General features: G+C 66.7%; 6 protein-coding genes and 1 pseudogene. 4 read left to right on the forward strand and 3 right to left on the reverse strand.

The annotated features are described in order from the left end of the window. Positions 1 to 145: 145 nt before the first annotated feature. Complete coding sequence (pks2, locus tag ACLQI9_RS26390; protein ID WP_442392400.1) at positions 146 to 6,421, reverse strand: sulfolipid-1 biosynthesis phthioceranic/hydroxyphthioceranic acid synthase; 6,276 nt, start codon at positions 6,419 to 6,421, stop codon at positions 146 to 148. Between the two features lie 106 nt (positions 6,422 to 6,527). Between pks2 and ACLQI9_RS26395 the strand changes: the two genes are divergently transcribed. The 3 genes from ACLQI9_RS26395 to ACLQI9_RS26405 are packed head-to-tail and all read left to right on the forward strand — an operon-like array spanning position 6,528 to position 7,222. Further along, entirely contained in the window at positions 6,528 to 6,743 is a 216-nt protein-coding gene (locus ACLQI9_RS26395) for a hypothetical protein (RefSeq protein WP_442392401.1), read from the forward strand. After that, a complete protein-coding gene (locus tag ACLQI9_RS26400) occupies positions 6,740 to 7,030 on the forward strand; it encodes a hypothetical protein (RefSeq protein WP_442382458.1) in 291 nt (96 codons plus the stop codon). The genes ACLQI9_RS26395 and ACLQI9_RS26400 overlap by 4 nt, the downstream gene beginning before the upstream one ends. A gap of 21 nt (positions 7,031 to 7,051) precedes the next feature. Continuing rightward, positions 7,052 to 7,222, forward strand: coding sequence for a hypothetical protein (locus tag ACLQI9_RS26405; RefSeq protein ID WP_442382457.1), 171 nt, complete (start codon positions 7,052 to 7,054; stop codon positions 7,220 to 7,222). A gap of 495 nt (positions 7,223 to 7,717) precedes the next feature. Here the strand turns inward: ACLQI9_RS26405 and ACLQI9_RS26410 are convergent, their stop codons facing one another. Beyond that, on the reverse strand, positions 7,718 to 8,512 hold the full coding sequence (locus ACLQI9_RS26410; RefSeq protein ID WP_442382456.1) for a GAP family protein: 795 nt from the start codon (positions 8,510 to 8,512) through the stop codon (positions 7,718 to 7,720). Positions 8,513 to 8,817: 305 nt separating this feature from the next. On the opposite strand from ACLQI9_RS26410, the gene ACLQI9_RS26415 reads away from it, so the two are divergent. Further along, positions 8,818 to 10,341, forward strand: coding sequence for an AlkA N-terminal domain-containing protein (locus tag ACLQI9_RS26415; protein ID WP_442382455.1), 1,524 nt, complete (start codon positions 8,818 to 8,820; stop codon positions 10,339 to 10,341). Here the strand turns inward: ACLQI9_RS26415 and ACLQI9_RS26420 are convergent. Further along, positions 10,322 to 10,483 (reverse strand): annotated as a pseudogene (locus ACLQI9_RS26420) (IS110 family transposase); the annotation flags it as partial. The gene ACLQI9_RS26415 and the pseudogene ACLQI9_RS26420 overlap by 20 nt on opposite strands.

Here is a 10,483-nt window from a genome sequence, read left to right on the forward strand (position 1 = left end):
ACTCACCGGAGGCCTCCTGATCTGCAACTGTGGCTCTACCCCGGCGAGTGTTCACCCGCCATCGGCAACCCACGTCCGATTGCAGCCCGAGGCCTTCGGCCTCAAGTCAGCCTCCATACCGTCTAGCTAAGCCGACACGTCGATGTCAGGCGGCTTCCGCGGGCGCCAACTTTTCGCACAGCAGCCCCGCCAAACCGCGAATGGTAATGGTGGTGATGTCGGTGGACGTGATGCGTATCCCCGTTTCGGTCTCGATGCGGGTACGTAGTTCGAGGGCGCCCAGTGAGTCCAGGCCGTACCCGGAGAGCGGCCGGTCGGGATCGACGCTGCGACGCAGAATCAAGCTGACCTGATCGGAGATCAGACGCCGCAGCCGGGTGGGCCACTCGTCTAGGGGCAGCTCGTTGAGCTCGGCACGCAGTTTGCTTGTGCCCGTTGGGTTTTGTCCGATGGAGCGGAACGCTTCGGCGACGGGGCTGCGTTGGGCGAAGGCGGTCAACCACGGGGTGCCCGTGATCGGCGCGTAGCCGGTGTAGGCGCGGTCGTGGCGCAGCAGCGCTTCGAACGCGTAAGCGCCCTCGTCGGGAACGATAGCAACGTCGGCGCCTTCTGCCAGGGCGGTGGCGCGACCGATCTGGGCCCAGGCGCCCCAGGCGATCGCGGTGGCCGGGAGGCCCTGAGCCCGCCGCCAGTGGGTGAAGACGTCCAGCCAGCTGTTGGCCGCGGCGTAGGCGCCCTGCCCGGGCGAGCCCACCAGCGCGGCCGCCGAGGAGAACGAGCAAAACCAGTCCAACGGCTGGTCGGCGGTGGCAGTGTGCAGATTCCATGCGCCGTAAACCTTTGGCGCCCAGTCACGCTCGATGAGCTCGTCGGTGATATTGGTCAGTGTAGCGTCCTCGACCACCGCCGCCGCGTGCAGCACCCCGCGCACCGGAAGCCCGGCGGCGGTCGCTGTGGCCACCAGCCGCTGCGCGGTGCTGGGTTGGGCGATGTCGCCGCACTCCACCACGACGTCGGCGCCGATCGCGCGGATGCGCTCGATCGTCTCCAGCGCCTTGAGCGTTGGCTGCGAGCGCGAGGACAGCACGATACGCCCGCAGCCGGCCGCTGCCATCTTCTCGGCCAAAAACAGCCCCAGGCCCCCCAGCCCTCCGGTGATGAGGTAGGCGCCGTCGTGGCGGAAGACCCGGGCCTGTGCCGGCGGCACCATCACGCGGCTGCGGCCGGTGTGCGGGACATCGAGCACGAGTTTGCCGGTGTGCTGGGCGCCGCTCATCACCCCGATGGCGGTGGCGGCGTGGGCAAGCGGGTAGTGCGTGCTCTCCGGCATCGGCAGCGCACCGTCCGCGGTGAGTTGGTACACCGTGTTCAACAAGTCTCGGAGCCGGTCCGGATGGCTGTACGACAGCAACCCTAGGTCGACGCCGTAGAACGCGAGGTTGCGCCGGAACGGGAAGAGCCCCAACCGGGTGTCGCCGTAGATGTCGCGTTTGCCGATCTCGACGAATCGTCCACCGAACGCTAGCAATTCGAGGCCCGCGCGCTGGGCCGCGCCGGTGACCGAGTTGAGCACGACGTCCACGCCGTACCCCTCGGTGTCACGGCATATCTGCTCGGCGAACTCTAGGCTTCGCGAGTCGTAAACGTGCTCAATACCCATGTCGCGCAACAGTTGTCGACGCTGCTCGCTGCCGGCGGTGGCGAAGATCTCGGCTCCCGCGGCGCGGGCGATGGCGATTGTCGCCTGCCCCACCCCCCCGGTCGCGGAATGGATCAACACCTTGTCGGCGCTGTTGATGCGGGCCAGCTCGTGCAGGCCGTAGTAGGCGGTGACGTGTGCGGTGGTCACCGCGGCCGCCTGCTCATCGGAAAGCCCGGCCGGAAGGGTGACGGCCAGGTTGGCATCGCAGGTCAGGAAGGTGCCCCAGCAGCCGTTGGGGGACAGGCCGCCGACATGATCGCCCACCTTGTGGTCTCTCACCTCTGGCCCGACCGCGGTCACCACCCCGGCGAAATCGGTGCCCAGTTGCGGCAGCCGCCCCTCGAAGGCGGGGTAGCGGCCGAATGCGACCAGCACATCGGCGAAGTTAATGCTGGACGCGCTGACCGCGACCTCGATCTGCCCCGGCCCCGGCGGAACCCGATCGCAGGCAACAAGTTCCATCGACTCCAGATCGCCGGGTGTGCGGATCTGCAGGCGCATCCCGTCGCGCTCATGGTCCACGACGGTGGTTTGCCGCTCTTCGGGGCGCAGCGGAGTGGGGCACAACCGCGCCGTATACCACGCGCCGTTTCGCCAGGCGGTCTCGTCTTCTTCGGACCCGCTGAGCAGTTGCTGCGCCAGTTGCTCGGCGTCGGTGGCTTCGTCCACATCGATCTGGGTGGCGCGCAGATGCGGATGCTCGGTGCCGATCACCCGGATCAAACCCCGCAGCCCAGCCTGCTCCAGATTGGCCACGTCACCGGACACTACGGTCTGGGCGTTGCGCGTCACGACATATAGGCGAGGCGGCTCGCCGGACAGCTCTGGCAAGTCGCGGGTGATGCGCACCAGATGCCGCACATACTCGCGGCCCAGCAGCGGGGACTGCTCCTCGGCGTCGCCGTTTTTCGGTCCCGTGAGAATCACCACACCGCTGAATCCACCGGCACGCAGATGATTTCCAAGCTGTTCGGCGCTCGAAGTGTAGTCGGCGTTGTGTGGCCAGCACATGGTGGTGGGGTGCGCGCCCTGGTTTTTCAGGGCGTCGGTCAACGTGGTGGCCACCACATCCGCGGTGGTGGTGGTGGTGCTGATCAGCAGCCAGGTTCCGGCGTCAGCGTAGTCCACCTCAGGCAGTTCTCGTTGCCGCCATTCAATGGTCAGCAGCCGCTCGGCCAGCACCCGATCCTTGTTGGCGTTCTCCGAGACGCCGGTGCCCAATCGCAGCCCCTGCACGACCAGCAGCACTGCCCCGTGCTCGTCGAGCACGTCGAGGTCGGCCTCGACCCCGGACGTGTCGGCCTTGGTCACCCGGGTGTAGCAGTAGCGGGCGTCGCGGGCCGAGCTGTAGGAGCGCAGCCGCCGCACACCCAACGGCAACCCCAGCACCCCTTCGCCCAGGGCCTGCACATCCGGATGAGCCTCCACGGACTGAAAACAGGCATCCAGCAGCGCCGGGTGCACGCCGTAAGCACCTTGTTGCGAGCGGATTTGGCGGGGCAGCGCCACCTCGGCCAGCACCGTGGCGGTCGCCCCCTCGCCGGTGTGCACGGCGGCCAGACCGGTGAACGCCGGACCGTACTGAACACCCCGCCGGTCCAGGCGCTGGCGCACCTCGGCGCCATCCTCGCAACGCGGATGCGCGGCAAGTAGCGCCGAGGTGTCGTGCGCGGGTGGCCGCTCATCGTCTGCGGCATGCAGGACAGCGCTAGCCTGCCGGGCTTGCCCGCCGCCCTGACTTGTCTCCACGGTGAACTCGACCACGCCCGGCGATGACACCGCCGCCGCGGCGCCGACCGTGGTCTGCTCATCCAGCAGCAGCGCCTGCTCGAACCGGATGTCACGGACCTCAGAAGCCTCGCCCAGCACAGCGCGCGCGGCCGCCATCGCCATCTCGCAACACGCCGCCCCCGGAAGCACCGCGACATTGCGGATCTGGTGATCACCCAGCCAGGGCTGGGTGGCGGTGCCGACCTCGCCCTGCCAGACGTGGCGCTCGGGTTCCTCCTGCAAGCGCACATGCGGGCCCAGCAACGGATGCACTGAAACGGTGCAACCGCCATGGGCTGGCGATTCCTGACCGTCGCGGCTCAACCACAGCCGACGGTGCGTCCAGCTCGGCAGCGGCGCATCCACCAGCCGCCCATTCGGGTAGAGCACGGAGAAGTCGACCGCGGCGCCCGCACTGTGCAGATCCGCCACAAAGCCACGCAGCCCGTCCGGCAGTTCCTGCTCGCCGCGCATGGGGGCCAGAGCGGCCAGCGGCATGTCGAGACTACGGGCAGTCTGCTCAACAGCATGGGTAAGCAGGGGGTGGGGTGCCAGCTCGGCGAAGACCCGATATCCGTCCTCCAAAGCGGCCTGCACCGCCGGTGCGAACCGCACCATGCGGCGCAGATTGTGCACCCAATAACCGGCATCGCACACCGGTTGCTCGCGCGCGTCGTACAGGGTCGCCGAGTAGAAAGGGACTTCCGGTGTCATCGGATTGAGCTCTGAGAGTATGTCGGTCAGCTCGTCGAGGATCGGATCGACTTGAGGCGAATGCGACGCGACATCGACGGCGATCTCGCGGGCCATCACGTTGCGCTGCTCCCAGGCCGCGACCAGATCGCGCACCGTTTGGGTGGCACCGCCGATCACGGTGGACTGCGGTGAGGCCACCACCGCCACCACGGCGTCGTTGATCCCGCGGGCAATCAGCTCGGAAAGCACCTGCTGGGCGGGTAATTCCACCGATGCCATAGCGCCGGCGCCGGCGATGCGGGACATCAGCCGCGAGCGCCGGCAAATGACGCGCACCCCGTCTTCCAGCGACAGGGCTCCGGCGACGACCGCTGCCGCGGCCTCACCGAGGGAGTGCCCGATGACCGCGCCCGGGCGCACTCCGTAGGAGCGCATGGTGGCGGCCAGGGCGACCTGCATGGTGAACAGAGTCGGCTGGATCCGGTCGATACCGGTCACCGCCTCAGGCGCCGTCATCGCCTCGGTCACCGCAAACCCCGACTCCCGGGCGATCAGCGGCTCCGCCTCAGCGATGGTGGCGGCAAACACCGGTTCCGTCGCCAGCAGCTCAGCACCCATCTGAGCCCACTGCGAACCCTGCCCGGAGAACACCCACACCGGTCCCCGGTCGTCTTGTCCGACCGCGGCCTGATACGGAGTATCGGCGTCGGCGACCTCCCGCAAAGCCTCGGTGAGCTGCGGCTGGCTGCTCGCAAATACGGCGGTGCGTACTGGGCGGTGCGCGCGCCGGCGCGCCAGGGTGTAGGCCAGATCCGGCAACGCCACGTCGTTATGTGCTGCCACCCAGTCGGCCAGCTGGCCGGCAGTGTGGCGCAGTGCGTCGGCCGAGGTGGACGACAGCGCAAACAGCAGTGGTGCCGTCGCCGACGATTCGGCTGGAATGTCCTCGGGCGCAGCGGCTTCGGGAGCCTGTTCCACGATGGCATGGGCGTTGGTTCCCGAGAGCCCGTACGAGGACACGGCCGCCCGCCGGGGATGATGGCCGTTAGTGGGCCATGGTGTGATCTCTTGTGGCACAAAGAGTTTAGTGTCGATGCTGGCCATCTCATCGGGCAGCTGGGTGAAGTGCAGATTCTGTGGAACCACACCGTGCTGAAGCGCCAGGACCGTCTTCATCAGGCCCAGTGTTCCGGCGGCCGACTGGGCATGCCCGAAATTGGTTTTCACCGTGGCCAGCGCGCAGGGGCCCTCGATGCCATAGACGTTGGCCAGGCTGGCGTATTCGATGGGGTCACCGACCGCGGTGCCGGGGCCGTGCGCTTCGATCATGCCGATACTCCGGGCGTCGACGCCCGCCGCGGCTAACGCCGCCCGATACACCGCGGTCTGCGCTGTCACCGATGGTGTGGCGATGTTCACCGTGTGGCCGTCTTGGTTGGCGGCAGTGCCGCGGATCACGGCCAAAATCCGATCACCGTCGCGCAGCGCGTCGGGCAAACGTTTGAGCAACACCACGACGCAGCCTTCGGAGGACACGAACCCGTCCGCCGCGACGTCGAACGCATGACATCGTCCGGTGGCAGACAGCATGCCCTCCGCCGACCCCGCGACAAACTTCCGCGGATCCAGGATCACGGAGGCGCCACCCGCCAGGGCAAGGTCGCTTTCACCGTCGATCAGGCTGCGACAGGCCAGGTGGACCGCGGCCAGACCAGACGAACATGCGGTGTCCACCGTGAACGCGGGACCGTGGACCCCCAGGGCGTAAGCGATCCGCCCGGACGCCAAGCTGAAGCTGTTGCCGGTAAAGCCATACGGCCCCTCCACGGCATGCGCATCGGCGGCTAGCAGTTGGTAGTCGCCGTGCGTCAAGCCCACGAACACCCCGGTCAGCGAGTCGGCCATCGTCTCCCGGGTCAGCCCGGCATGCTCCATAGCCTCCCAGGAGGTTTCCAGCAGCAACCGGTGCTGCGGGTCGATCGCGATGGCCTCGCGCTCGTTGATCCCGAAGAACTCGGAATCGAAGCCGGCGATGTCATCGAGGAACGCGCCCCACTTCGACACCGACCGACCCGGCACCCCCGGCTGGGGATCGTAGTACTCGTCGGCGTCCCACCGGTCGGGCGGAATCTCGGTGACCAGGTCGTCGCCGCGCAGCAACGCCTCCCACAACCGCTCGGGAGAGTCGATGCCCCCGGGAAGCCGACAGGCCATGCCGATGACAGCAATGGAAGTGACACCTGCTTTATCCACGGCCGCTCACCCTCTTCTCATCCGGTGGTTGGCGCGGGGTTCATCCTACGGCGCGTGCAAGGCCCCCGACCAAGCCATGGCACCGTCGCGCAAGGTGCTCCGCGTAGTGGCGGTCGGTAACACCTCGCTGCAAATGTGTGGCGACTCCCGCTACGGCCAGGAATGGTTCAGTGTGCAAGTGTTCGACCATGGCGGATACGAGGTTGGCCGGTACTGGAACTACCTTGACGCCGAGGCGACGATGCTGGAATGGACGGGCTACCTGAACCCGGGTGGCACGGTGACCGGGTGGCTCGCCCACTACGGGGTCGCGCAGCCATGAGCGAGACGATCAATTGGGCCAACCCGACGATGACCGACCTGATGCGCGCATTCGCGCGCGCCGAGAAACTGGTCGCCGGTGACCTCGGGATCTCCGTCGAACAACTCCGGGCACGCAACCGGCCCGCCCCGGACACCGAGCAGCAGCCCCCGAGTCAGACGACGAGCAGCCACGCTGCGCCCGCTGCGAACACCCCCACGACCGCCATCACGGCGACGGCTGCCAAATCTGCCGCGACCTGCTCACCGAACAGGCCCGGTGCACCGGCTACCGCTAGATTGTCTTAGCCGCGTGGGACGATAGGGGGTATGATCGCCCCATACGTGCCGCCGCCGACGTTGGGCTGGAAACCGCTGGTGATCTGCCCGACCTTCAGCCTGGGCGAGGACTGGATCACCACCTTGGACGCTAGCGCCGGCGGATTCGTGTGGCCCGACGGGGCCACCGTGGCCGCCGAGGTGTACCGCTACCAGCCATAACACCACCGTACCGGTGCATCTGCGATTTCCCTGTAACGACACAAAATACGACGGAAAACACCGGAACACCCGGCAAACTTTCGCCGAAAACCGTTGAGACACAACACAGTTGCCAAAAGTTGCCAGGCCGTCGAAACCGAGCCGAAAGTTGGCTAATTGCAAGCTATTCCGCCACAGCAAAATTAGCTCACGCGCGGCCGCTGAAAAAAATTAGCTCACGCGCGGCCGCTGAAACTTTGTTGAATGCGGAAGTTAACGGTTGCGGGGAGGTAATTTCAGCGGACACCGCTTTCGCCCTTCGCCTGCCAGCAACTTTGCGGGGTTGGCCCGCCTGCGATTTTTTCGGCGGTAGCAAACCCATCTGGCGGCAGGGATTCCGGCGGGGGGCGATTCGCTGTTGCGGCAGGGATGGTGCACGGGATGGCGTGCCGGGATGGCCTGTGCCGCAGGCGGTCTCACAGCGCGCTGATGGTGGAAACTTAAGTAAATCGCCGTTTAACGCATGCCCTGGGCCACCAGCGCAACCCCAACCACTGCGAACATGGCTACCAGGAGCTTCCGACGGTGAGCCCGCGCCCAGTCGTGCAGCAGTTGCACGAACGCTTGGGTTTTCGCCGGCGTGACCAGATAGCCGGCGAGCGTGATCTCGACAACGGCAAGCATCCCGACGACGAACGCGATGGCGGCACTGACCTGCGTGCCGGTCGAGGCTCCCGAGGGCACGATGATGGCGAGTACGTAGACAGCCCCGTCGAGTGACGGCCCCGATACGAGGCCGATCACAAACGCGACCCACAAGGATCCGTTTTCCCACGCATTGTGGGCACGGCCGAGCAGCCGCCGGATTGCAGATCCGCCCTCCATCGGCGCATCCTGCCCGCGACCCAGCAGCCGCGAGGTTGCGGTCGATGTATTCGACTCCGGCTCTAGGGTCGACGTGTTGGCGGCCGGCGTCGGCAGGTGCGCCCGCTGACGCGCCGAGAAGCGCAACGTCAGCAGCACGGCGATCGATAGTGCGAGCACACCAGCGCCGATTTGAATGTGCCGGACGGTGGAGCTCGCGACCGTGCCCGGGGTGCCCACATCGTGCGCAAAAGAACTAAACATTGGTGTGAAGTGCAGCGCCATCAGCGGAACCAGCAGGTAGGAAAGACTCACTATCAGGCAGCCGACCCAGAAGGCGAGCAGGTTTTGCGCGGGCCGTGGCCGGAAGATCACGAGAAGGGCGAGGCCGAGGCGCAACGGATTGAGTGCCCCCAGAAGCGCCAGCACCAGCACCGAGCTCCACACGGCCGGAACACTACCTGTTGGCTCAGCGGATCGCGGCGGGTGCAGCAGAGCACCGGCAGCGGCAGCTCGTGGCGGTCGGCTGACGGTCTCTACTGCCGGGAGTTCCACACCGGCACCCGGGGCGACCTCGGCGGTCTCTGTAACCGGGCCCGTGGACACAGGTGGACACAATTTGGGCACAGTTACGGCTATCTAGCGTGAACTACCGTCATGTCTTTTCGCAGCTTGTCGCAGTTTAGGCCGCTGACCAGCACCATGTCGGATTTCCGCCAGTAATGTCAGGGGTCGGGTGTAATTGTCGAACCGTGTATGAAGACTTCGACCGCTGCGACCGGGCCGTGCAATCCAAGGACGCTCGATTCGACGGCTGGTTTGTCGCCGCGGTGCTGACCACCGGGATTTATTGCCGCCCCAGCTGTCCGGTCCGGCCACCGTTCGCCCGCAATGTCCGGTTTTATCCAACGGCGGCGGCCGCGCAACGTGCCGGCTTCCGCGCGTGCAAACGCTGCCGCCCAGACGCGTCGCCGGGTTCGCCCGAGTGGAACATCCGCGGCGACCTCGTCGCCCGGGCCATGCGGCTGATCGCCGACGGCACCGTGGACCGCGAAGGTGTCACCGGTCTTGCCGCCCGCCTCGGTTACACCACACGTCAGCTCGAGCGGCTGCTGCAGGCCGAAACCGGTGCCGGCCCGCTTGCCCTGGCCCGCGCGCAGCGCACGCAAACTGCACGAATACTGATCGAGACAACAGATCTGCCTTTCGGCGATATCGCTTTTGCCGCAGGCTTTTCCAGCATCCGCCAGTTCAACGACACGCTGCGCTTGGTGTGCGACATCACTCCGACGCAGTTGCGCAAACGCGCAGCGGCACGGTTCGGGCGTGCCGCATTGGACCTACGGTCACCGGGGACGGTGTCGCTGCGCCTGCCGGTACGGGCCCCGTTCGCCTACGAAGGCGTCTTCGGTCATCTGGCCGCCGGCGTGGTACCCGGATGTGAGGAGGTGCGCGATGGCACATATCGCCGCACGCTACGGCTGCCGTCCGGAAACGGCATAGTCAGCCTGACACCCGCGTCCGATCATGTCCGATGTCTGCTGGTGCTCGACAACTTCCGGGACCTGACGACCGCGATCTCCCGTTGCAGGCGGCTACTAGACCTCGACGCGGATCCGGAGGCGGTGATCGAGATCTTGCAATCCGATCCGGCACTGGCCCCGGTGGTAGCCAAGGCGCCGGGGCAACGCATACCCCGCACTGTCGATGAGGCCGAACTCGCGGTGCGAGCGGTACTGGGTCAGCAGGTGTCAACCAAGGCCGCGCGAACCCACGCGAGCAGACTGGTCATCGCATATGGCCAGCCGGTCCACGACGCCGACGGCGCACTGACGCACACCTTTCCGTCGGCCCAGCAGCTCGCCGACATCGATCCGGTCCATCTGGCCGTCCCGGCGGCACGCCGGCGGACCCTGACCGCCCTGATCGCCGGGCTGGCCGATGGCAGCGTGGTCCTTGACACCGGCTGCGACTGGGACGCGGCCCGTCAGCAGTTGCTGGCACTGCCCGGCATCGGGCCGTGGACCGCCGAGGTGATCGCCATGCGCGGTCTGGGTGACCCGGACGCCTTTCCAGTCAGCGACCTCGGATTGCGCTTGGCTGCCGAGCAATTGGGTTTGCCGACAGCTCAGCGGGCACTGACTGCACGAAGCCGTCCGTGGCGCCCCTGGCGCTCCTATGCCACACAACATCTTTGGACCACGCTGGAGCATCCGGTGAACCACTGGCCGTCGAAGGAGATTCTCAATGAAGTTGTCAAGCCGCCGCGGCGTTAGGTGCGGTGGGTTGATAGGTCGTGTGGTCGCGCAGCATGGCCCACAGGACGTTGAGGCGTCGGCGGGCCAGGGCGAGGACGGCTTGGGTGTGGGTTTTGCCTTCGAATCTTTTGCGGTCGTAGTAGGTGCGCGAGGCGGTGTC

The sequence above is a fragment of the Mycobacterium sp. genome, from assembly GCF_052143115.1.
Lineage (GTDB): Bacteria > Actinomycetota > Actinomycetes > Mycobacteriales > Mycobacteriaceae > Mycobacterium.